Origin of the sequence: Rhizobium sp. BK008, assembly GCF_014197345.1 — a bacterium.
Classification (GTDB): domain Bacteria; phylum Pseudomonadota; class Alphaproteobacteria; order Rhizobiales; family Rhizobiaceae; genus Rhizobium; species Rhizobium anhuiense.
This window is the reverse complement of the sequence record NZ_JACIFK010000007.1, coordinates 127,643-148,349: the sequence shown is the minus strand read 5'-3', so window position 1 is coordinate 148,349 and position 20,707 is coordinate 127,643. Positions and strand designations below refer to the sequence as shown.

Genomic DNA, 20,707 nt, shown 5'->3' with positions numbered 1-20,707 from the left:
ATATAAAGATATATTTATGTCCTTCTGCGCTTGTCATCAAGCCTCGAACTGAGTACCTACTAGCTGGCTTTTATTCTTTGAGGGGAATCCCGAAATGCGCGCGAATTATCTCTTTACCAGCGAATCTGTTGCCGAGGGTCATCCGGACAAAGTCTGTGACCGCATCTCCGACGAGATCGTCGATCTGGTCTACCGCGAAGCGGCCAAGACCGGCGTCAATCCGTGGGGCGTGCGCATTGCCTGCGAAACGCTGGCGACGACCAACCGCGTCGTCATCGCCGGCGAAGTCCGCCTGCCGCCGAGCCTGATGAAGAAGGACAAGGACGGCAAGGACGTCATCAACCCGTCGAAGTTCAAGGCCGCCGCGCGCCGCGCCATCAAGGATATCGGCTACGAGCAGGACGGCTTCCATTGGAAGAAGGCCAAGATCGACGTGCTGCTGCATTCGCAGTCGGCCGACATCGCGCAGGGCGTCGACAGCGCCGCCGACCAGCAGGGCGACGAGGGCGCCGGCGACCAGGGCATCATGTTCGGTTACGCCTGCCGCGAAACGCCGGACCTGATGCCGGCCCCGATCTATTATTCCCACAAGATCCTGCAGCTGCTGGCAGTCGCCCGCAAGAAGGGCGACGGCGAAGTCGCCAAGCTCGGCCCCGACGCCAAGAGCCAGGTGACCGTGCGCTACGTCGACGGCAAGCCGTCGGAAGCAACCTCGATCGTGCTGTCGACCCAGCATCTTGACGAGAGCTGGGATTCGAACAAGGTTCGCGCCGTCGTCGAGCCCTATATCCGCGAAGCGCTGGGCGAGCTGAAGATCGCTGACGATTGCAAGTGGTACATCAATCCGACCGGCAAGTTCGTCATCGGCGGACCGGACGGCGATGCGGGCCTCACCGGCCGCAAGATCATCGTCGACACCTACGGCGGTGCCGCTCCGCATGGCGGCGGCGCATTCTCCGGCAAGGACACGACGAAGGTCGACCGTTCGGCCGCCTATGCCGCCCGTTACCTTGCCAAGAACGTCGTCGCCGCCGGCCTTGCCGACCGCTGCACGATCCAGATCTCCTACGCGATCGGCGTCGCCCAGCCGCTGTCGATCTATGTCGACCTGCACGGCACCGGCAAGGTTACCGAGGATCAGATCGAGGCAGCGATCCGCAAGAACATGGACCTTTCGCCGACCGGTATCCGCCGCCATCTCGACCTCAACAAGCCGATCTACGCCAAGACCTCCGCTTACGGCCATTTCGGCCGCAAGGCCGGCCGCGACGGCTCGTTCTCCTGGGAGCGCACCGACCTCGTGAAGGCGCTCAAGGAAAGCGTAAAGGCCTGAGATAAAGCATGACGGATATGGAACGTCGCGGCCGGGCGACCGAAGCCTTTTTCGGTCGCCGCAAAGGCAAGGCTCTGCGCGAACAGCAGGCCGAGACGCTGAACAGCCTGCTGCCGGCATTCCTGATCGATCTCTCGGCGGCGCCCCCGGCGCCGCTGACGTCCCTCTTCCCGGTTCCGGTCGAGCGCTTGCGGCTGGAAATCGGTTTCGGCGGCGGCGAACATCTGATCCACCGCGCCCTGGAGACGCCGTCGACCGGCTTCATCGGCGTCGAGCCCTTCGTCAATTCCATGCAGAAGCTGCTGTCGCGCATCGGCGAGACCGGCACGTCCAATATCCGCGTTTATAATGACGACGCGACACAGCTGCTCGACTGGCTGCCGGACGCCTCGCTCGATCAGATCGATCTGCTCTATCCCGATCCCTGGCCGAAGCGGAAGCACTGGAAGCGGCGCTTCGTCTCGAAGACCAATCTCGACCGCTTTCATCGCGTGCTGAAGCCCGGCGGCCTGTTCTGCTTCGCCTCCGACATCGACACCTATGTGAACTGGACGCTGCTCAAATGCCGCGACCATGGCGGCTTCGACTGGGTGGCCGAGAATGCAGCGGATTGGCTCACCCCCTATGCGGGCTGGCCGAGCACGCGCTACGAGACCAAGGCCCGGCGCGAGGGCCGCTCTTCGGCCTATCTGACGTTCAGGAAGATCTGAGGCTCAAGGAAAGTCGGCGGACAGACGCAATGTTCGGCGGCGCGAAGGATTGCCCGGGGCTGCTGGAACTTTCTGGTATTCCGTCACGTCACAAGTGGCACCAATGACTGCTGATGGCTCTCAGCTGCCGTTGGCGCTCTCTGCATTCATGACCGCTTTGCGCCTCATTTCAGCCGTTCAGACACTATGGTCAGTGTTCCAAAAGCTGCCATCGAGCTGAGCGCCTATAATGAGCACTTCGGAAGCCGGTGGTACTTCCGACATTAAATCGACGGACATCCCCCCGCTCTTAATTCCCAGATGTCGAAGCCGAGACGCCGAGCCATTTCGGCCGGTGGAGTAATCGGCCACCGCAACGAAAAATTTAAGCGCGACAAGTTGCATCTTTCACTACGCGCCAAGCAAATTGCCACTGTCGGAAGCACCCTCCGGGGACGCTCCACGTACCAGCACCAACAGGTGTCACCCGGCACTGCCGGGTGACAGATCGTCCGGCCGACGTTGGATGAAGGCCGCGGTCCGGTCGATGTCGTCAAGACCTGATGAACGAGAGCAGGTCGGGGTTGAGGACATCTGCATGTGTGGTCAGCATGCCATGGGGGTAGCCCGGGTAGGTCTTCAGCGACCCGTTCTTGAGCAGGTCGACCGCACGCGGCACGGAACTTGCGAAGGGGACGACTTGATCGGCCTCGCCATGCATCACCAGCACCGGCACGGTGATCTTCTTGAGGTCTTCGGTATAATCTTCCAGCCAAGAGTCGACAGTCGCGTAGTGAGCCAGGGCACCACCGGCCATGCCCTGGCGCCACCAGTTCGCAATGATCGCCTCCGAAGGCTCGGCCCCGTCGAGGTTGTAACCGTAGAACGGGTTCTCAGGGACGAACCGGAAGAACTGCGACCGGTTGCCCAGCACGCCCGCTCGGATCGCATCGAACCACTCCGGCGGCTGACCGGACGGGTTTTCCTCGCTCCGGTACATGTTCGGCGTCAGGGAAGCGACCAGTACCGCCTTCGAGACGCGCTCCGGGTGGCGAGCGACATAGCGAGCCACCTCACCGCCACCTGTGGAGTGGCCGATGTGGATCGCGTCGCGCAGGTTGAGGTGCTCGGTCAGGGCCGCGAGGTCGGCAACCCAGTGGTCCATGTCGTTGCCGGTGCCGGGCTGGTCGGATCGGCCGTGGCCGCGCCGGTCGTGGGCGATCACCCGGTAGCCCTGGCGAAGGAAGAAGGTCATCTGGGCGTCCCAATCGTCCGCCGACAGCGGCCAGCCGTGGCTGAAAACGATCGGCTGGCCTGAGCCCCAGTCCTTGTAGAAGATGTTTACGCCGTCCGTGGTAGTGATTGTAGGCATCGAGTCTCTCCCTCTGCGCTGTTAAACATTCCTTTGAAGGTCAAAATAATCAATTAGAGCCATCCATCCACGCGCCACTGCAATAATCAACGCAATATTGCCACGCATGCCTCATCTTTCTTTTCGAAGCGCAGGCGAAATACTCCGGTGAGGCGCGTTCGATTGTATCCCGAAATTGCGACGTTAATTAAATCCCCCTTCTATCGAAGACAAATACCTTGTACGTTCGAGCTATGCCTTAAAGGTATAGCGAGGATCCGATGGAGCTGAGGCATTTGCGCTATTTTGTTGCTGTTGCGGAGGAGGGAAGCTTACTGACCGCAGCAGAGCGGCGGCTTCACACGTCCCAGCCCTCACTCAGCAGGCAAATTCGCGATCTGGAAACCGAAGTCGGTGTAAAGCTGCTGGAACGGCAGTCGCGCGGCGTGACGCTCACCGCCGCCGGTAAAGTGTTTCTTGATCACGCGCGGCTGGCGTTATTGCAAGTCGAGGCGGCTGCGGAAGGGGCCCGGCGGGCAGAACGGCCAGAAAAGCAGTCGTTCACTATCGGTTTTCTCGCAGGGCAAGAGGTCGTGTGGCTACCCCATGCATTGCGCATTATTCGTGAGGAAGCGCCGGAGGTTGAAATCATATTGTCCAGTCAGTCTTCCCCGGACCTTGCTCTGGCACTGATGCGAGGCAAGCTGGACGTCGCGTTCCTTCGCCCCGAGACGCAGAGTGTTGGTGTGTCCTTCAAGTTTTTAGCCAAGGAGCCACTGATCGCCGTACTGCCGGCGGACCATCGCTTGACGTCGCGCAAAAAGATCCGGCCGCAGGACCTTGCCCGCGAAACTTACGTCAGTTCGGCTAGAATTTCTCCCGTATTGCAATCCGTGATCCAAGATTACGCGTCGAACGTTGGGATCACCCTCAAGGCAGAGTACGAAGGCGAAGGCCTGCCGTCAGCAATGTCGCTCGTCGTGTCTACAGGTGGAATAACGCTTATTCCGCTTTATGCGCAAAATATGCTGACGCCAAATGTCGTTGCTAGAGCACTTGAGGGTGTGCCTCCGACAATTGATCTCACCTTAGGATACAACGATTCAAATTCCTCACCTTTGCTCCGCCGATTTTTGTCTCGCTCTGATGAATTAGTCGCCAACGTCCAAAATCAGAGCATCATCCGCTATGCTGAAATTCCATAGCAGAGATCAAGCTCATGCGATTTCTGCTTGTTGGCGTGCTCCCGAATCTTGTTCAGCATTCTCGAATTTCGGGTATCGACCCATCTCGACTTTTCCGATCAAGGAGCGCGAGGCAAAAGTGGACGGCAGGCTTCACCACTATCAGAGGTCGACGCTATTCAAGGGCTGTGACACCGATTCCTCGCAACCAAGCGGCAACGTCCACACCAGCTCTCCTGTGGCTGAATTCGGTTCCTCAGTCGCAATACTAACTCAGATGTCGGGGAAATGCTCTCTAGACCCAAATCCGTCGAAGCTGAAGATCTTACTCGAACAGTTGGTGTTTGGTCGCATAGTTACCGCTTGCTCACCGCTTTTGGCCGCAAAGCGGAAGAAACGCTCATAGTGATCAAGCGTCCGCATCGGTCAGGGATGGCGCTGATCTTTCCTCGCTGGATGTCTGTTATCGCGTGTGAGCGCCAAAAAGCTGCCAGTCGGCTTACGGCCCCAATGCGGTCACTAATCCAACCCGACGCCAATCTCTCCTACTGGCGCACAGTTGCCATAACCCTGTCAGTCTGGTGGGATTTGATACCGAATCCTGGAGCTTCCAACATCATCGCACGGAAAACGTCGAAAGCAGGCTACGCGCATATATCGTGACATCAGCCCCGACCGCAGCAAAATCGGATAAGCGACCGCGCACTGCAAGAGCGGTGAAACGCGACGGACACCATCTGACGGTCAGTGCAGGCTGACCGTCTTCAGTTCGTCCTCGGCAGCCTTGAAAAAGGTGCTGGAGCGGTTGTCCGTCAAGAGGATCGGCGTGCCGTCGGCGCCGAAGAGTGCCCAGAGATCGACGTTCGGATCGATATCCGGCGCCTCGGGAAAGCACTTGGCGACCTCTTCGGTGCGCATTTTTCTGATGTAGGCGACCTCGCCGTTGCCGATGTGGGCAAGCTCGGATTTGGTCAAGTGAGACGTGGCTTCTTTCATCAACATTCCTGTTCCTCCGGAAGAAGGGACCAACGGTTCGACAAACCGTTGTGCTACTGTGAAACCGAAATGTTAATTTTCTTGACCATGCGCGCGGGTTCCGGACGAATTAGATCGACGGAGAGCAGACCGTTCTTCAGGCCGGCGCCGAGCACCTGCATGCCGTCGGCAAGAACGAAGGTGCGCTGGAACTGGCGGGCGGCGATGCCGCGGTAGAGATAGTCCCGTTCGCCCTGTTCCACTTGGCGGCCGCGGATCAGAAGCTGGTTCTCCTCAATGGAGACATCGAGTTCCTCCTCGCTGAAACCGGCGACGGCAAGGGTGATGCGCAGACGTTCCGGGGCGCCGTTGTCGGCGGCGATGCGCTCGATATTGTAGGGCGGATATCCGTCGCTCGCCTTGGAAATGCGCTCCAGCGTCTTTTCCATGGCATCGAAGCCCAGAAGCAGCGGGCTGGCGAAAGGGGTAATGCGGCTCATCTCTTTTCAAGTCCTTGATGCAAGCGACCATCCCGGACCTTAAACGCAGCGTCCGGATGCCGCTAATATGGGGAGAGCAGTCCAGTGCTGCAAGGCACGGTGCGACGTGCCGGCGCCACCTCACAATTTTAAAGCGGTGCCGCCGGCTGCTTGCTTGACAAAGCGGCGGCTGCCTCGCATCAAAACATGCCCGCACGGACTGTGCTGATTTGTGACGGGAAATGAACAAATCGGTGCATGCCGAGGCAAAGCGCACCCGCGAGGATGGAACGATCGGAATGGCAAGCGCAAGAAAGATCATCATCGACACGGATCCCGGCCAGGACGATGCGGCCGCCATCATGCTGGCCTTCGGCAGTCCCGAGGAGCTGGAGGTGCTGGGGATCACGACGGTCGCCGGCAACGTGCCGCTTTCCTTCACCAGCCGCAATGCGCGCATCGTCTGCGAGCTCTGCGGCCGGCGGGAGACAAAGGTTTTCGCCGGCGCCGACGCGCCGATCGCCCGCAATCTGGTGACGGCCGAACATGTGCACGGCAAGACCGGCCTCGACGGGCCCGACCTCAGCGAGCCGACGATGGCGCTGCAGCCCGACCATTCGGTCGATTTCATCATCGAGACGCTGCGCCGCGAGCCGACAGGCACGGTGACGCTCTGCACGCTCGGGCCGCTCACCAATATCGGCCTGGCCTTCCAGAAGGCGCCCGACATCGTTCCCCGCATCCGCGAACTGGTGATGATGGGCGGCGGCTTCTTCGAGGGCGGCAACATCACGCCGGCCGCCGAATTCAACATCTATGTCGATCCCGAGGCCGCCGATATCGTCTTTCGCTCAGGCGTGCCGATCGTGATGATGCCGCTTGACGTCACTCACCAATTGCTGACCCGCAAGGACCGGGTGAAGCGCATGGCCGAAATCGGCACGGCGCCTGTTAAGGCCATGGTCGAGATGCTGGAATTCTTCGAGCGGTTCGATATCGAGAAATACGGCTCCGACGGCGGGCCGCTGCACGACCCGACCGTGATCGCCTATCTGCTGAAGCCGGAGCTCTTCAGGGGTCGGGACTGCAATGTCGAGATCGAGGTCCGGTCCGAACTCACCGTCGGCATGACCGTCGTCGACTGGTGGCATGTGACCGAGCGCAAGCGCAATGCCAAGGTCATGCGCCATGTCGATGCGGACGGCTTCTTCGATCTGCTGATCGAACGTTTCGCCCGCATCTGAAGCTTTGGTTTCCCTTCCTGAGCGGAAGGGAAACGTCCTTAAGCGTCCTTCTCGTCGAAGACGGAATTGGTTTCGGCTTCGGCCGGCTTGGGGCCGCCCTTGGCGACGCCGACCATGGCCGGGCGCAGCACGCGTTCGCCGATGGTGAAGCCTGCCTGCACGACCTGGACGACCGTATTGTTCGGCACGTCGGGGTTGGGCACCTCGAACATCGCCTGATGGAAATTCGGATCGAACTTCTGGCCGACCGGCTCCAGCTTGCGAACGCCGTGGCGCTCAAGAGCCGACAGCATGGCGCGCTCGGTCATCTCGACACCTTCGATCAGGGTGCTGAGGCCGGCATCGGCCGCGGCCTTGGTCTCCGGAGAGATGGCATCAAGCGCGCGGCGCAGATTGTCCGAGACGGCGAGCATGTCGCGCGCAAAACCCGCGACGGAATAGGACTTGGCGTCCTTCACTTCGCGCTCGGTGCGCCGGCGCAGATTGTCCATCTCGGCGGCAAGGCGCAGATAGCGGTCGCGCAGCTCACCGTTTTCGGCTTTCAGAAGCTCGAGCGGGTCCGGCTGGGCAGCCTCTTCCTGCGCAATATCGTTCTCGACGTAGGCGGCAGCGTCGGCTGCGGCATCGGCCGCAGTTGCGTCAGGTCCGTTTTTCGTCGTGTCATCGGTCATGACGGTCTCCGGTTGGTGTCTTCAGATGCGCCCGATATCGAGGTTTGACCGAAAAAAATCAAGTCTGCGTGACAAAGAAGCGAAAATTCCGCACGTTCGCCAGTTGCGGCGTCAAAGCTGATTGCGCGAAAGGCGGGAGACGAGCTGGGCGGTGTAATCCACCATCGGCACGATGCGGGAATAATTGAGCCGCGTCGGGCCGATGACGCCGACGGCACCGACGATGCGATCGTCATCGTCACGATAGGGCGCGACGATCAGCGACGAGCCGGACAGCGAGAAGAGCTTGTTTTCCGAACCGATGAAGATGCGCACGCCGGAACCGGTTTCGGCGAGATTGAGAATCTCGATCAGGCTGTCCTTCTTCTCGAGATCGTCGAACAGCAAGCGCAGCCGGTCGAGATCCTCGGCGCCGGCCAGCCCCTCGAGCAAGTTGGCGCGGCCGCGGATGATCAGTTGCGCGGGCTTGCCCTCGTCCGGGCTGCCGGCCCAGACAGCGATGCCGCGCTCGACGAGATCGCGCGACAGGGCATCGAGCTCGTGGCGGACGTCATCCTTCAGCCGGCTCAACTGCTTGCGGAGTTCCGGCAGCGTCTGGCCGGACATATGGGCATTGAGAAAATTCGCCGCCTCGGTCAGTTGCGAGGAGGTGACGCCCGCCGGCAGCTCGATGATGCGGTTTTCCACCTGATCGTGATCGCCGACGAGCACGGCCAGCGCCTTGGTCGGTTCGAGCCGGATGAACTCGACATGTTTCAGCACCGGATCGCTTTTCGAGGTGATGACGAGGCCGGCGCCGCGCGAAATGCCGGACAGCATGCGGCTTGCCTCGTTCATCATCGATTCCACCGGATTGCCGCCGCTTTCGGCCCGCACCTGCCGGTCGATGTTGGCGCGCTCCTCGGCGGAGAGGTCGCCGACCTGCATGAAGGCATCGACGAAGAAACGCAGGCCGATCTGGGTCGGCAGCCGTCCGGCGCTGACATGCGGCGAATAGATCAGGCCGAGCTCTTCGAGATCGCTCATGACGTTGCGCACCGAGGCCGGCGACAGCGACATCGGCAGAAGACGGGACAGGTTGCGCGAACCGAGCGGCTCGCCACTTTCCAGATAGCCTTCGACGATGCGCCGAAAAATTTCCCTGGAGCGCTCGTCCAGTGCGGCAACAGCATCCGAAACCGACGTCGACCTGATGCCCATGAAGCTTAAGAACCCGCGCTGATGATACTTCCCGAAAAGTAAGTCAAACTCGCACCCGTGGCAAAAGGGAATTTGCAAATAGGCGCCGCCAATCGTAGAAGCGGTCAACAAACCCCAGGAGATAAGAATGCGGCCTTCAGGCAGAAAAATCGACCAGATGCGCAAGGTCTCGTTCGAGCGCAATTTTTCCAAGCATGCGGAAGGCTCCTGCCTGGTCAAGTTCGGCGATACGCATGTGCTCTGCACGGCCAGCCTTGAAGAAAAGACGCCGCCCTGGCTGCGCAATACCGGCAAGGGCTGGGTCACCGCCGAATACGGCATGCTGCCGCGGGCAACCGGCGAGCGCATGAAGCGCGAGGCCGCCGCCGGCAAGCAGGGCGGCCGCACCCAGGAAATTCAGCGGCTGATCGGCCGGTCGTTGCGCGCCGTCGTCGACCTGCAGGCGCTCGGCGAACGGCAGATCACGCTCGACTGCGACGTCATCCAGGCCGATGGGGGTACGCGGACCGCCTCGATCACCGGCGGCTGGATCGCGCTTTACGACTGCCTGAAATGGATGGAAAGCCGCAACATGATCAAGGTCGACCGGGTCCTGAAGGATCATGTCGCCGCCATCTCCTGCGGTATCTTCGCCAGCCAGCCGGTGATCGATCTCGATTACCTCGAGGATTCCTCGGCCGAGACCGATGCGAACTTCGTCATGACCGGCACCGGCGGGATCGTCGAGATCCAGGGCACGGCCGAGGGCACGCCGTTCAGCGAGGGCGAATTCACCTCGCTGATGCAGCTTGCCAGAAACGGCATCGGCGAACTGGTGGCGCTGCAGAAGCAAGCCGTCGAAGGATGAACCCCATGCTGGAAGGCATGTTGGAAACGGCGCTCTATGCGCGGGATCTCGATCAGGCCGAGGCGTTTTACGAAGACGTCCTCGGACTGGAGAAGATCGCCCGCGCCGCCAACCGGCATGTCTTCTTCCGCTGCGGGCCCGGCGTTCTGTTGATCTTCAACCCCGAGGAAACGGTGAAGCCGCCGGCGCCTGATGCCCTGCAGGTGCCGCCGCACGGCACGACCGGCCAGGGCCATGCCTGTTTCCGGGTATCCGGCCGCAATATCGACGCCATGGCCGAGAAGCTGACGGCGGCGGGCGTGGCGATCGAATCCGAGGTGCGCTGGCCGAACGGCGGCCGCTCGATCTATTTCCGCGATCCGGCCGGCAACAGCCTGGAATGCGCAGAGGCTAAAATCTGGGGCATCGAACAGGATATCTGAATGCGCAAGCTTGAAACGAAGACCATCGTCGTCGCCAGCCACAATGCCGGCAAGATCCGCGAGATCCAGGAATTGATCGGGCCGCTCGGCTTCACCGCCAAATCGGCGGCGGAGCTGAATTTCGTCGAGCCTGACGAGACCGGCACGAGTTTCGAGGAGAATGCGACGATCAAGGCGGTCGCCTCGGCCAATGCCGCCGGCATGCCGGCGCTTTCGGACGATTCCGGACTGGTGGTCGACGCGCTCGGCGGCGATCCCGGCGTCTACACCGCCAACTGGGCGGAGAGGGCCGACGGCACGCGCGATTTCGACATGGCGATGGCCAAGGTGGAAAAGGCGCTGCAGGATGCCGGCGCGACGAAGCCGGAACAGCGCACCGCACGTTTCATCAGCGTGCTCTGCCTCGCCTGGCCGGACGGGCACACGGAGCTGTTCCGTGGCGAGGTGGAAGGCAGCGTCGTCTGGCCGCCGCGCGGCACCCAGGGCTTCGGCTACGATCCGGTCTTCCAGCCTAAGGGTTACGACATCACCTTCGGCGAAATGAGCGGCGAGGAAAAACACGGCTGGAACGTCGGCAAGCCGCAAGCGCTGTCGCACCGGGCCCGCGCCTTCAAACTCTTCGTCGAAACCTGCCTGGAGGCATAAGGTCGGTACGTGGGCACATCAGACACGCCAAGCAGCTCGCGCGATGCAGCACTTTTGCCCGATACCGGTGAGCCCGGCTTCGGCGTCTACGTGCATTGGCCCTTCTGTGCGGCGAAGTGTCCCTATTGCGATTTCAACAGCCATGTGCGCCACCAGCCGGTGGATCAGGAGCGCTTCACCGCTGCCTTCTTGAAGGAGATGGCAACGGTGCGGGCGATGAGCGGGCCGAAGACGGTCACCAGCATCTTCCTCGGCGGCGGCACGCCCTCGCTGATGAAGCCGGAAACGGTCTCGGCCATTCTCGACGGCATTGCCCGGCACTGGCACGTGCCTGCCGGCATCGAAATCACCATGGAGGCCAACCCTTCGAGCGTCGAGGCCGACCGCTTCCGCGGCTATCGGGCCGCCGGCGTCAATCGTGTCTCGCTCGGCGTGCAAGCGCTGAATGATCGGGACCTGAAATTCCTCGGCCGTCTGCATGATGTCGCCGACGCGCTGAAAGCAATCCGGCTGGCGCGCGACATTTTTCCCCGCATGTCCTTCGATCTGATCTATGCCCGGCCGCAGCAGACGGTCGAGGAATGGGAGAAAGAGCTGAAGGAGGCTATCTCCTATGCGGTCGACCATCTCTCCCTCTATCAGCTGACCATCGAGGAAGGCACGCCCTTCTACGGCCTGCACAAGGCGGGCAAGCTGGTCGTGCCGGACGGCGAGCAATCGGCATTGCTCTACGAGGCGACGCAGGAGATCACCGCGCGCGAGGGCATGCCGGCCTATGAGGTTTCCAATCACGCCCGGCCGGGTGCCGAAAGCCGGCATAACCTGACCTACTGGCGTTACGGCGATTATGCCGGCATCGGCCCCGGCGCCCATGGCCGGCTGACACGCGGCCCGGAGAAGATCGCCACGGCGACCGAGCGCAAGCCGGAAGCCTGGCTCGACATGGTCGAGCGCGACGGCCACGGCATTCTCGACGAGGAGCGGCTCGGCTTCGAGGAACAGTCCGACGAGCTCTTGCTGATGGGGCTGCGGCTCCGGGAAGGTGTCGATCTTGCCCGCTGGCAGCAGCTTTCGGGCCGCGACCTCGACCCGAAACGCGAGGAATTCCTGCTGGAACACAAATTCATCGAGCGGATCGGCAATTCGCGCCTGCGCTGCACGCCGTCGGGCATGCTGATCCTCGATTCCGTCGTCGCCGATCTCGCCTGCTGACCTCAATACGACGAGCGAATTTACAACGCGGCGGCATCGATATCGCCGCCGCGCTGGAGCGCATTTATCAGCCGTGGCTGGTCGCGCCTGATTTGAACAGGCTGCCGGTCGGCGTCTTCAAGAACATCTCCAGCGGAATATGCTCCTGGTGCAGGAAGCCGGTCGCCGGCAGCAGGCCGTCGCGGACCATTTCGATGACGGCCACGACCGAGGCCGAGGTCGTCCAGGCAATTGCGGTGCGGCGGGCGCCGGCAATCTCGATCGGGTAATAGGCGCGCACGAATTCCTTGCGGCGCAGGCTGCCATTCTCCGTCCCCTCGGCGGCGACATGGACATAGACGACATCGTCTTCAACCGGCGGCTTGGCGTTGGTCAGGATCTCGCCGGCGAGCTTGCGCTTGTCGCGCATCAGCAGTTCGTGGAAGAAGAAGTTCATCAGCTCCATATGGCCGGGATAACGCATCGTCTTGTAATCGAGATTGTCGATCTTGCCGAGCATGGTGTCGCACATGGTGCCAAGACCGCCCGAGGTGGTGAAGGCTTCGAGCTTGACGCCGCCGACATAGACGGTCTCGTGCCATTCCATCGGCGAGACCAGCTTGCGGACACCGCCCTCGATCACCTCGCAGTCGTTCAGATATTCGTTGACGACGCCCTCGGGCGACCAGTTGAAGGCGTAGCCGAGCAGCCCGGTCGGGTGCTGCGGCAGGGCGCCGACGCGCATGCGGATCGAACGGCAGCGATCGAAGCCGTCGGCCAGGCTCGCGCCGACGATACCGACGAAACCCGGCGCCAGGCCGCATTGCGGCGCCATCAGGCCGCGGGCGGTCTTCGACAGTTCGATGATGAAATTGGTTGTGGGAACATCTTCGGTCAGATCGAAATAATGAATGCCGGCAAGATGGGCGGCGCGCGCCAACTCGATGTTCAAATGATAAGGCAGGCAAGACAGCACCGCCTCGACACTGGAGAGCAGTTCGCCGATCACCGCGGGATCTGAAATATCGCCGGTGCGGCACTTGAAGGGGACGTCGCTCAGCGGCAGCTGCGCATCGACGCCGATCACCTCGAAGCCGCCTTCATGCAACAGCGTCGCCGCCAGCCGTCCGACCTTGCCCAGGCCGAGAACGGCGATCTTTTCGAAACTCATTCATTCCTCCCACGCGCTCATTTCAGCGCTTCAGTCTTTGACATGCACTGGATGCGCCGGAGGTATAGAATAAAAAACTTATAAAGGAAAACGGCCGGAATCGCTTCCGGCCGTCGAATTCAGAAGAGAATCGTCGATTATTCGTTGATCAACCGCTTCAGAAGCTCGACTTCGTGCGAAAGCTTGGTGTCTCCCGAAATCAGTTCCTCGATCTTGCGTACGGCATGCAGCACGGTCGTGTGATCACGACCGCCGAAACGGCGGCCGATCTCCGGGAAGGAGCGCGGCGTCAGCGTCTTCGACAGATACATGGCGATCTGGCGCGGCTTGACGATGACGCGGGTGCGGCGGTTCGAGACCAGTTCCTGGCGCGAGACGTTGTAGTGCCTGGCGACGATGCGCTGGATATCCTCGATGCGCACCCGGCGGGGCTCGCCGGAGCCGACCAGATGGGCGAGCAGTTCGTCCACGCGCTCGATCGACAGGTTCGGCTCGAAGGAGCGGCGGAAGACCAGCTGGTTGAAGGCGCCTTCGAGTTCGCGGCCGCTGGCCGTGACGTTGCGGGCGACATGCTGGAGCAGTTCGGCCGGAATTTCGAGTGATGGATCTTCGAGCCGGGCTGCAGCAAGGCGACGCCTGAGGATTTCGAGACGCATCTCGTAATCCGGCGCGTCGAATTCGATCGCGACACCGCCTTGCAGGCGCGAACGGACGCGGGGATCGAGCGACTCCAACTCCCAGGGCGCACGATCGGCAGCAACGACGACCTGCTTGGCGCTGTCGAGCAGCATGTTGAGGAGATGACAGAATTCATGCTGGATCATCTTGCCCTGCAGGAACTGCATGTCGTCGATGATCAGGAGATCGATGTTGCGCAGCGAATCCTTCAACGTCAGCGCATCATTGTCGCGGATTGCGGTGGCGAAGCGCCACATGAAATATTCGGCCGTCAGATAGACGACGCGCAGCGCCCTCGGGTTCTGAACCGCCGCATTGGCGACCGCCTGCAGCAGATGGGTCTTGCCGAGGCCGACCGTCGAATGGATGAAGAGCGGATTGAAGCGCACGGCGCCGGAACCGGCTTCCGCGATCGTCTTGGCAGCCGCAAGCGCGACCCGGTTCGAGCTGCCTTCCACGAAGGTATCGAAGGTGAAGCGGCTATCGAGCGGCGAGCCAAAGAGCGGCGAACCGAAGCTTGCGGGCCTTGCCGCAGCAACAGCCGACACCGCCTGCTGGACGGCCTGACCGGCCGGCTGGGCGCTCGTCGGGCGGCGCATCTGGGGGGCAACGACCGGCTCGGGCTGAACCGCCTCGTCGAGCGCCTTGGTGCCGCTGCGCGTTGCCGTGCGCACCAGGACTTCGATCTTGAGAATTTCCGGGTCCTCGGCCTGGAACAGACCGGTGATGAGATCGAGATAACGATTGTTGATCCACGACTTCAGGAAGGTCGTGGGAACCGAGAGACGAACGACGCTCTTCGATACCGAATGCAGCTTCAGCCTGGCGAACCAGCTGGCATAGACGTCAGGACCGACCTGGGCCTTCAAGCGCGCGCTGACGCGCTCAAACAAGATGCTGTGCTTCATGTCCGCCTTTGCTTCCCCCACTTCCAGGCGAATGGTGCCGAACGTCTGCGGTGCCGCATCCCCATTGTCGAGCCCGCCCGTCGTCATCGTATTCATGTGCATAATGCCGCCTTTCAATTCCACCGGGCGGCTTCCGCTAAAATAGCCGCCCGATCATTCCCCGCTTTGGCGGGCTGACGGCATCCTCATGAAGCCGCTCACCTGCCGGTTCACTCAAACACTGCCCCCGAAGGGACCGGCAACAGAATTCCGTTGCAGGGACCGCATTCATGCGGAACCTTCAGCGGCTTTCCGTGCCAGGCTGGCGGTCGATCCTCGTTTTCGGCCGACCAGCCCGAACGCAATATCACTTTAACCCTCTCCTGCGGTCTCGCCTTAAACGTGTGGCCGCTGAAGGCACAAAACATCCCCGCTCCGTAACAGCCACGTTACGGCCCAAATCCGTCAAGTGCTTGAAAAAACGGAAACGCAATGCTCCGTAACAAAGGGCACAAACTTATCGCCCTGCCGACGTGGCAGTTAAGACCGAGCCTCTGCAGGTGATGTCCGCGCCCTTTGTTGAAAGCCATTTAGGCAGGATCAAAAGGCAATATCAACGATGAATTTTACGCAAAATTAAGAAGCGGCCATTGACTCCGCCTGCCCTTTTCGGGCGTCACACCAGCGTCAAAAAAGAATCGCTTTTGAATCAAGGAGATTCCCCGTTCGGGCTATTTTGACACGCATGGAAAGAAAAAAAATAAAAATCTTCTTGACTCACCCCTGACCCCGAAAGCGTGGGGTAGAGTCGCGCGGCGTGAAAGCATCCTAGCGCAAGCCATTGTTTTTGAACAATTTTTCCTGTCATGGCACTGACACGAAACAGTCGTGAGATTAACCATGCAGGGGCTGATTGGCGGAATCGAAAAAGCCCGGTAAAATTACCGGGCTAATCATAAAGAGGAAGTCGTTAAAGGAAGATTATGCGGTCGTGGTGACCGAAAGAGCCTTCACACGAGCAGCCAGGCGCGAAACCTTGCGCGATGCCGTATTGGAGTGCAGCACACCCTTGCTGGCGGCGCGGGCAAGCTCGGGCTGAGCCGCCAGGAAAGCTTCCTTCGCCTTGGCGGCGTCACCGGATGCGATGGCCTCTTCGACCTGGCGAACGAAAGTACGAACGCGCGAGCGACGAGCCTTATTGACGTCGGTACGGCGGGCGATCTTGCGGGTCGCTTTTTTCGCCGAAGTTGTATTGGCCATGGATGCCTCTCTCAAGAATTCGAACAAACTCCGCCATTACCGCGGGCCCTGCGGCCACAAAATCCAGCAATGCGGGAGCAATCGCGGAAAACCAAACCGGCTTTCCGAACCGTGGGCGGGCATATAACTCTAAAGCCGGCCCACGTCAACGCGGATTTTCAAGCTTTACCACCGGCAAGCGCCGAAAAGCATTCAACGGTGCGTAAAAGCCGGTTTGCGCTTCTCGACGAAGGCCGCCATGCCTTCTTTCTGGTCGTCGGTGGCAAAGAGACTGTGAAACAGCCGGCGCTCGAAACGCAAGCCCTCCTCCAGCGTCGTCTCGAATGCGCGGTTGACTGCCTCCTTGGCCATCAGGACCGAGGGACGCGACAGCGAGGCGATCTTTTCGGCCGCGGCAAAAGCCTCGTCGAGCAGACGCTCGGGCGCCACCACACGCGAAACGAGTCCCGATCGTTCGGCTTCCGCCGCATCCATCATCCGGCCGGTCAGGATGAGGTCCATCGCCTTCGCCTTGCCGACGGCGCGGGTCAGCCGCTGCGAGCCGCCCATGCCGGGAATGACGCCGAGGGTGATTTCCGGCTGGCCGAACTTCGCCGTCTCCGAGGCGATGATGAAATCGCACATCATGGCGAGTTCGCAGCCGCCGCCGAGCGCAAAGCCGCTGACGGCAGCGATGACAGGCTTGCGCGCCTTGGCGACATCATCCCAGCCGCTGATGAAATCACTCTTATAGATGTCGGCAAACTGAAGCGCCTGCATTTCCTTGATATCGGCGCCGGCGGCAAAGGCGCGCTCGGAACCGGTGAGCACGATCGCGCCGACCGTCTCATCGGCGTGGAAGCCGGCATAGGCCACCTTCAGCTCCTTCAGCACGGTGGAGTTCAGGGCATTCAGCGCCTGCGGACGGTTCAGCGTGACGAGGCCGACATTGCCTCGGGTTTCGACGATCAGGGTCTCGTAGGTCATGCTGTTCTCCCGGTTTCTCACTCTTACTTCTGGCAGGCGGCGCAATAGAAGGTGGAGCGACCCGCCTGGACGATGCGGGCGACCGTACCGCCGCAGCCGGGCATGCGGCAAGCCTGACCTTCGCGATCGTAGACGGAGAAGGAATGCTGGAAATAGCCGAGCGATCCGTCGGTCTGGATATGGTCACGCAGCGACGATCCGCCGGCCGCGATCGCATCGGCGATGACGTCGCGGATCGAGGCGACGAGCAGGTCGAGCTGCGCCTTCGGCCTGCCGGCCGCCGTCACCAGCGAGCCGGCGGCGCGGACCGGCGAAAGATGCGAGCGCCACAGCGCCTCGCAGACATATATATTGCCGAGACCGGCAATGTTCTTCTGGTCGAGCAGCGCGCTCTTCAGCGGCTGCGCCTTGTCGCGGAAGCGGTCGGCGAGATAGGCGGCGCCGAGTTCGTTTCCCGTCGGCTCCGGGCCAAGTTCGCGGAAGAAGGGATGGGCGGCAAGATCGGCCCGCCCCACCATATCCATGAAGCCGAAACGACGCGGATCGTTATAGACGACGCGGCGCGGGCCGCTTGCACCCTGCAAATGGAAGACGACGTGATCGTGCTTCTCGTCCTTCGAGCGGGCATGATGGAATTCGCCTGGCGCAGCGGAGGCACCCCCCTCCTCGATGCGGCCCTCCTCGATGCGAAAGGAACCGGACATGCCGAGGTGGGAAATCAGCGTGTTGCCGTCGTCGAGGTCGACCAGCAGATATTTGGCGCGGCGGCCAAGGCCGACAATAGTGCGGCCGGAAACCCTGTCGGCGAAAGCGTCGGGAAAGGGGAAGCGCAGATCGCCGCGCCGCAGTTCCAGCCTGGTGATGAGCGTGCCTTCCATCGCCGGCGTCAGGCCGCGTTTCACCGTTTCGACTTCTGGCAATTCCGGCATCTTAACCCATCTATATCTAACGTGTTTCAACCGACGACGATGTGCGCTATAGCGCCAGTGTGCCGCGGAGAACGCGGTCCATAGATAACGTCGCGCACGGTCTTTCGCTATGGCCGCCGCGCCCGAATCTTCAGGAATGGAGCAGTCTGATGTCAGAAAGCCGCACTTCCGCCGATGGCGGCATGGAGACCTCCTACGGCTTCCGCGAGGTGCCTGACGGCGAGAAGCAGGGCCTGGTCAACCAGGTGTTCCACAAGGTCGCCAAGCGCTACGACATCATGAACGACGTCATGTCGATGGGCATGCACCGCGCCTGGAAGGATGCGATGATTTCGGCGCTGAACCCGCGCAAGGAGCCGGGTTACAAGGTGCTCGACGTCGCCGGCGGCACGGGTGATATCGCCTTCCGCATCGTCGAGGCTTCGGGCCGGCAGGCGCATGCCACCGTGCTCGACATCAACGGCTCGATGCTCGGCGTCGGTGCCGAGCGGGCGGAAAAGAAGAAGCTTTCCGGCAATCTCACCTTCGTCGAGGCGAATGCCGAGGAACTGCCTTTCGAGGCCGGCAGCTTCGATGCTTATACGATCGCCTTCGGCATCCGCAACGTGCCGCGGATCGACGTCGCGCTGTCGGAAGCCTATCGCGTCTTGAAACGCGGCGGACGGCTGCTGGTGCTGGAATTTTCCGAAGTCGATATGCCGCTTCTCGACAAGATCTACGACGCCTGGTCGTTCAATGCCATTCCGCAATTCGGCAAGGCGATTACCGGCGATGCCGAACCCTACCAATATCTGGTGGAATCGATCCGCAAGTTCCCGAACCAGGAGAATTTTGCGGCCATGATCCGCCAGGCCGGCTTTTCGCGCGTCACCTACACCAATTATACCGGCGGCATCGCCGCTCTCCATTCCGGCTGGAAGCTCTGACGCATGACGCCGAAAAATGTAGAGCGGTTTTCGGATAGCGTCGCGCGAGAATCACACAGGACATGAGCACTTTCGGGGCATATTTCAGGCTCATTCGGGTCGGCTGGATTCTTGTGCGCGAAGGCGTGATCTCGGCGCTGCCGTCGGAGGGCCTGCCGCCCCCGATCAGCCTTGCCAAATCCTTCGTCGGCGTGTTTGCGCGCAACCGCGCCAAGGCGATTGCGCGCAGCGACCGGCTGGCGCAGGCGGTCGAACGGCTCGGCCCCTCCTATGTGAAGATCGGGCAGTTCCTGGCGACGCGGCCGGATGTCGTCGGCGTCGAATTTGCCAACGACCTGTCGCAGCTTCAGGACCGGATGGCCTTCTTTCCCTCGGCCGCCGCCAAGGCCAATATCGAAGGCTCGCTTGGACGGCCGATCGGCGAGCTCTATGCGAGCTTCGGCGAGCCGATCGCCGCCGCCTCGATCGCCCAGGTGCATCCGGCCGAGGTCGAGACATCGGCGGGCCGCAAGAAGGTCGCCGTCAAGATCGTGCGGCCGGGCGTGCGCCAGCGCTTCGCCCATGACATCGAGGCGATGTATCTCGTTGCCCATATGCAGGAGCGTTTCCTGCCTTTCAGCCGGCGGCTGCGGCCGGTCGAGGTGACGAAGACGCTAGAGCAGACGACCAAGGTGGAGATGGATCTTCGCCTGGAGGCGGCCGCCCTTTCCGAGATCGCCGAGAATACCGAAAAAGACCCGGGCTTCCGGGTGCCGAAGGTCGACTGGGAGCGCACCGGGCGCGACGTCATCACCATGGAGTGGATCGACGGCACGAGAATGTCCGACGTCGAGGGCCTGCGGGCGGCCGGCCACGATCTCAACCTGCTTGCCGATACGCTGATCCAGTCGTTCCTGCGCCACACGCTGCGCGACGGCTTCTTCCATGCCGACATGCATCCGGGCAATCTCTTCGTCGATGCCGACGGCATGATCGTCGCCGTCGACATGGGCATCGTCGGGCGGCTGGGCAAGAAGGAGCGGCGGTTCCTCGCCGAAATCCTCTACGGCTTCATCACCCGCGACTATATCCGCGTCGCCGAGGTGCATTTCGAGGCCGGCTATGTGCCCGGCCATCACAATGTCGAGAGCTTCGCCCAGGCGATCCGGGCGATCGGCGAGCCGATCCACGGGCAGCCGGCCGAGACGATCTCGATGGGCAAGCTGCTGACGCTGCTGTTCGAAGTGACCGAACTGTTCGACATGGCGACGCGGCCGGAACTGGTGATGCTGCAAAAGACCATGGTCGTGGTCGAAGGCGTGTCGCGCATGCTCAATCCGCGCTTCAACATGTGGAAGGCCTCCGAGCCCGTCGTCGGCGACTGGATCCGCACCAATCTCGGGCCGAAGCGGATCGCCACCGATATCAAGGACGGGCTGAAGGCAGCGGTCAAGCTCGCCGAAGCCGTGCCGGAAATTGCGGCGAAGACCGAAAAATTCCACCACCAGCTTCTGCATATGAGCGAGCACGGGCTGCGCTTCGATGCGCAGACGGCGGATGCGATCGGCAAGGCCGAGGCGCGCCACAATCGCTCGGCCAGGATCGCGCTGTGGATCATCGCATTGACGCTTCTCTATATTGCCTGGATGCTGAGCTGACCGTCTGCCAAAAACATGCTGT

The 20,707-nt window shown here is 61.4% G+C and carries 20 protein-coding genes; 10 read left to right on the top strand and 10 right to left on the bottom strand.

What is annotated here, in order from left to right:
• Positions 1-94 precede the first annotated feature (94 nt).
• Together metK and FHT69_RS24835 are read left to right on the top strand one after the other, a co-directional pair.
• Positions 95-1,333, top strand: a complete 1,239-nt coding sequence (metK, locus tag FHT69_RS24840; RefSeq protein WP_018485328.1) for a methionine adenosyltransferase — start codon at positions 95-97, stop codon at positions 1,331-1,333.
• 8 nt (positions 1,334-1,341) lie between these two features.
• On the top strand, positions 1,342-2,043 hold the full coding sequence (locus tag FHT69_RS24835; protein ID WP_047617202.1) for a tRNA (guanine(46)-N(7))-methyltransferase TrmB: 702 nt from the start codon (positions 1,342-1,344) through the stop codon (positions 2,041-2,043).
• Between the two features lie 532 nt (positions 2,044-2,575).
• Here FHT69_RS24835 and FHT69_RS24830 read toward each other — a convergent pair.
• Complete coding sequence (locus FHT69_RS24830; RefSeq protein WP_047617206.1) at positions 2,576-3,394, bottom strand: alpha/beta fold hydrolase; 819 nt, start codon at positions 3,392-3,394, stop codon at positions 2,576-2,578.
• 260 nt (positions 3,395-3,654) lie between these two features.
• On the opposite strand from FHT69_RS24830, the gene FHT69_RS24825 reads away from it, so the two are divergent.
• On the top strand, positions 3,655-4,578 hold the full coding sequence (locus FHT69_RS24825; RefSeq protein WP_063474776.1) for a LysR family transcriptional regulator: 924 nt from the start codon (positions 3,655-3,657) through the stop codon (positions 4,576-4,578).
• Between the two features lie 723 nt (positions 4,579-5,301).
• Here FHT69_RS24825 and FHT69_RS24820 read toward each other — a convergent pair.
• Together FHT69_RS24820 and FHT69_RS24815 are read right to left on the bottom strand one after the other, a co-directional pair.
• Complete coding sequence (locus tag FHT69_RS24820) at positions 5,302-5,559, bottom strand: DUF1150 family protein (RefSeq protein ID WP_008524631.1); 258 nt, start codon at positions 5,557-5,559, stop codon at positions 5,302-5,304.
• Between the two features lie 47 nt (positions 5,560-5,606).
• On the bottom strand, positions 5,607-6,032 hold the full coding sequence (locus FHT69_RS24815) for an Hsp20 family protein (protein ID WP_047617210.1): 426 nt from the start codon (positions 6,030-6,032) through the stop codon (positions 5,607-5,609).
• A gap of 278 nt (positions 6,033-6,310) precedes the next feature.
• Between FHT69_RS24815 and FHT69_RS24810 the strand changes: the two genes are divergently transcribed.
• The gene (locus FHT69_RS24810; RefSeq protein ID WP_063474859.1) at positions 6,311-7,255 is read left to right on the top strand and encodes a nucleoside hydrolase; all 945 of its coding nucleotides are present in this window, start codon (positions 6,311-6,313) and stop codon (positions 7,253-7,255) included.
• 38 nt (positions 7,256-7,293) lie between these two features.
• Here FHT69_RS24810 and grpE read toward each other — a convergent pair whose 3' ends face one another.
• Together grpE and hrcA are read right to left on the bottom strand one after the other, a co-directional pair.
• Positions 7,294-7,926 (bottom strand): nucleotide exchange factor GrpE, encoded by a 633-nt coding sequence (gene grpE / locus FHT69_RS24805; protein WP_047617212.1) that lies wholly within the window; start codon positions 7,924-7,926, stop codon positions 7,294-7,296.
• 111 nt (positions 7,927-8,037) lie between these two features.
• Positions 8,038-9,126 (bottom strand): heat-inducible transcriptional repressor HrcA, encoded by a 1,089-nt coding sequence (gene hrcA, locus FHT69_RS24800; protein WP_047617213.1) that lies wholly within the window; start codon positions 9,124-9,126, stop codon positions 8,038-8,040.
• A gap of 127 nt (positions 9,127-9,253) precedes the next feature.
• On the opposite strand from hrcA, the gene rph reads away from it, so the two are divergent.
• The 4 genes from rph to hemW are packed head-to-tail and all read left to right on the top strand — an operon-like array spanning position 9,254 to position 12,252.
• Complete coding sequence (gene rph, locus FHT69_RS24795) at positions 9,254-9,973, top strand: ribonuclease PH (protein WP_011650181.1); 720 nt, start codon at positions 9,254-9,256, stop codon at positions 9,971-9,973.
• A complete protein-coding gene (locus tag FHT69_RS24790) occupies positions 9,970-10,395 on the top strand; it encodes a VOC family protein (protein WP_047617215.1) in 426 nt (141 codons plus the stop codon). Before rph ends, FHT69_RS24790 begins: the two co-directional genes overlap by 4 nt.
• Positions 10,396-11,040 carry an RdgB/HAM1 family non-canonical purine NTP pyrophosphatase gene (rdgB, locus tag FHT69_RS24785; protein WP_047617217.1) on the top strand — a complete coding sequence of 215 codons (645 nt, stop codon included), beginning with the start codon at positions 10,396-10,398 and terminating at the stop codon, positions 11,038-11,040.
• Positions 11,041-11,049: 9 nt separating this feature from the next.
• Positions 11,050-12,252, top strand: coding sequence for a radical SAM family heme chaperone HemW (gene hemW, locus FHT69_RS24780; protein ID WP_047617219.1), 1,203 nt, complete (start codon positions 11,050-11,052; stop codon positions 12,250-12,252).
• Between the two features lie 67 nt (positions 12,253-12,319).
• Here the strand turns inward: hemW and FHT69_RS24775 are convergent, their stop codons facing one another.
• From FHT69_RS24775 to mutM, 5 genes are all read right to left on the bottom strand, one after another.
• On the bottom strand, positions 12,320-13,402 hold the full coding sequence (locus FHT69_RS24775; RefSeq protein ID WP_047617221.1) for a saccharopine dehydrogenase family protein: 1,083 nt from the start codon (positions 13,400-13,402) through the stop codon (positions 12,320-12,322).
• A 137-nt stretch (positions 13,403-13,539) separates the two neighbouring features.
• Complete coding sequence (gene dnaA, locus FHT69_RS24770) at positions 13,540-15,090, bottom strand: chromosomal replication initiator protein DnaA (protein WP_047617290.1); 1,551 nt, start codon at positions 15,088-15,090, stop codon at positions 13,540-13,542.
• A gap of 858 nt (positions 15,091-15,948) precedes the next feature.
• Positions 15,949-16,227 carry a 30S ribosomal protein S20 gene (rpsT, locus tag FHT69_RS24765; protein ID WP_003544819.1) on the bottom strand — a complete coding sequence of 93 codons (279 nt, stop codon included), beginning with the start codon at positions 16,225-16,227 and terminating at the stop codon, positions 15,949-15,951.
• Between the two features lie 192 nt (positions 16,228-16,419).
• Positions 16,420-17,193, bottom strand: coding sequence for an enoyl-CoA hydratase (locus tag FHT69_RS24760; RefSeq protein WP_047617292.1), 774 nt, complete (start codon positions 17,191-17,193; stop codon positions 16,420-16,422).
• Positions 17,194-17,216: 23 nt separating this feature from the next.
• Complete coding sequence (gene mutM / locus FHT69_RS24755) at positions 17,217-18,122, bottom strand: bifunctional DNA-formamidopyrimidine glycosylase/DNA-(apurinic or apyrimidinic site) lyase (RefSeq protein ID WP_183906105.1); 906 nt, start codon at positions 18,120-18,122, stop codon at positions 17,217-17,219.
• Positions 18,123-18,271: 149 nt separating this feature from the next.
• Between mutM and ubiE the strand changes: the two genes are divergently transcribed.
• Both ubiE and ubiB read left to right on the top strand, forming a co-directional pair.
• Positions 18,272-19,048: a bifunctional demethylmenaquinone methyltransferase/2-methoxy-6-polyprenyl-1,4-benzoquinol methylase UbiE gene (gene ubiE, locus FHT69_RS24750; protein ID WP_063474780.1), complete on the top strand. Its 777-nt coding sequence runs from the start codon at positions 18,272-18,274 to the stop codon at positions 19,046-19,048.
• Positions 19,049-19,110: 62 nt separating this feature from the next.
• Complete coding sequence (gene ubiB / locus FHT69_RS24745) at positions 19,111-20,685, top strand: 2-polyprenylphenol 6-hydroxylase (protein ID WP_063474781.1); 1,575 nt, start codon at positions 19,111-19,113, stop codon at positions 20,683-20,685.
• The last annotated feature ends 22 nt before the right edge of the window (positions 20,686-20,707 follow it).

Excerpts from the sequence above, each read along its gene's own strand:
- metK (WP_018485328.1), top strand. The coding sequence starts at position 95 with ATGCGCGCGAATTATCTCTTTACCAGCGAATCTGTTGCCGAGGGTCAT.
- FHT69_RS24835 (WP_047617202.1), top strand. The coding sequence starts at position 1,342 with ATGACGGATATGGAACGTCGCGGCCGGGCGACCGAAGCCTTTTTCGGT.
- FHT69_RS24830 (WP_047617206.1), bottom strand. The coding sequence starts at position 3,394 with ATGCCTACAATCACTACCACGGACGGCGTAAACATCTTCTACAAGGAC.
- FHT69_RS24825 (WP_063474776.1), top strand. The coding sequence starts at position 3,655 with ATGGAGCTGAGGCATTTGCGCTATTTTGTTGCTGTTGCGGAGGAGGGA.
- FHT69_RS24820 (WP_008524631.1), bottom strand. The coding sequence starts at position 5,559 with ATGTTGATGAAAGAAGCCACGTCTCACTTGACCAAATCCGAGCTTGCC.
- FHT69_RS24815 (WP_047617210.1), bottom strand. The coding sequence starts at position 6,032 with ATGAGCCGCATTACCCCTTTCGCCAGCCCGCTGCTTCTGGGCTTCGAT.
- FHT69_RS24810 (WP_063474859.1), top strand. The coding sequence starts at position 6,311 with ATGGCAAGCGCAAGAAAGATCATCATCGACACGGATCCCGGCCAGGAC.
- grpE (WP_047617212.1), bottom strand. The coding sequence starts at position 7,926 with ATGACCGATGACACGACGAAAAACGGACCTGACGCAACTGCGGCCGAT.
- hrcA (WP_047617213.1), bottom strand. The coding sequence starts at position 9,126 with ATGGGCATCAGGTCGACGTCGGTTTCGGATGCTGTTGCCGCACTGGAC.
- rph (WP_011650181.1), top strand. The coding sequence starts at position 9,254 with ATGCGGCCTTCAGGCAGAAAAATCGACCAGATGCGCAAGGTCTCGTTC.
- FHT69_RS24790 (WP_047617215.1), top strand. The coding sequence starts at position 9,970 with ATGAACCCCATGCTGGAAGGCATGTTGGAAACGGCGCTCTATGCGCGG.
- rdgB (WP_047617217.1), top strand. The coding sequence starts at position 10,396 with ATGCGCAAGCTTGAAACGAAGACCATCGTCGTCGCCAGCCACAATGCC.
- FHT69_RS24775 (WP_047617221.1), bottom strand. The coding sequence starts at position 13,402 with ATGAGTTTCGAAAAGATCGCCGTTCTCGGCCTGGGCAAGGTCGGACGG.
- dnaA (WP_047617290.1), bottom strand. The coding sequence starts at position 15,090 with ATGCACATGAATACGATGACGACGGGCGGGCTCGACAATGGGGATGCG.
- rpsT (WP_003544819.1), bottom strand. The coding sequence starts at position 16,227 with ATGGCCAATACAACTTCGGCGAAAAAAGCGACCCGCAAGATCGCCCGC.
- FHT69_RS24760 (WP_047617292.1), bottom strand. The coding sequence starts at position 17,193 with ATGACCTACGAGACCCTGATCGTCGAAACCCGAGGCAATGTCGGCCTC.
- mutM (WP_183906105.1), bottom strand. The coding sequence starts at position 18,122 with ATGCCGGAATTGCCAGAAGTCGAAACGGTGAAACGCGGCCTGACGCCG.
- ubiE (WP_063474780.1), top strand. The coding sequence starts at position 18,272 with ATGTCAGAAAGCCGCACTTCCGCCGATGGCGGCATGGAGACCTCCTAC.
- ubiB (WP_063474781.1), top strand. The coding sequence starts at position 19,111 with ATGAGCACTTTCGGGGCATATTTCAGGCTCATTCGGGTCGGCTGGATT.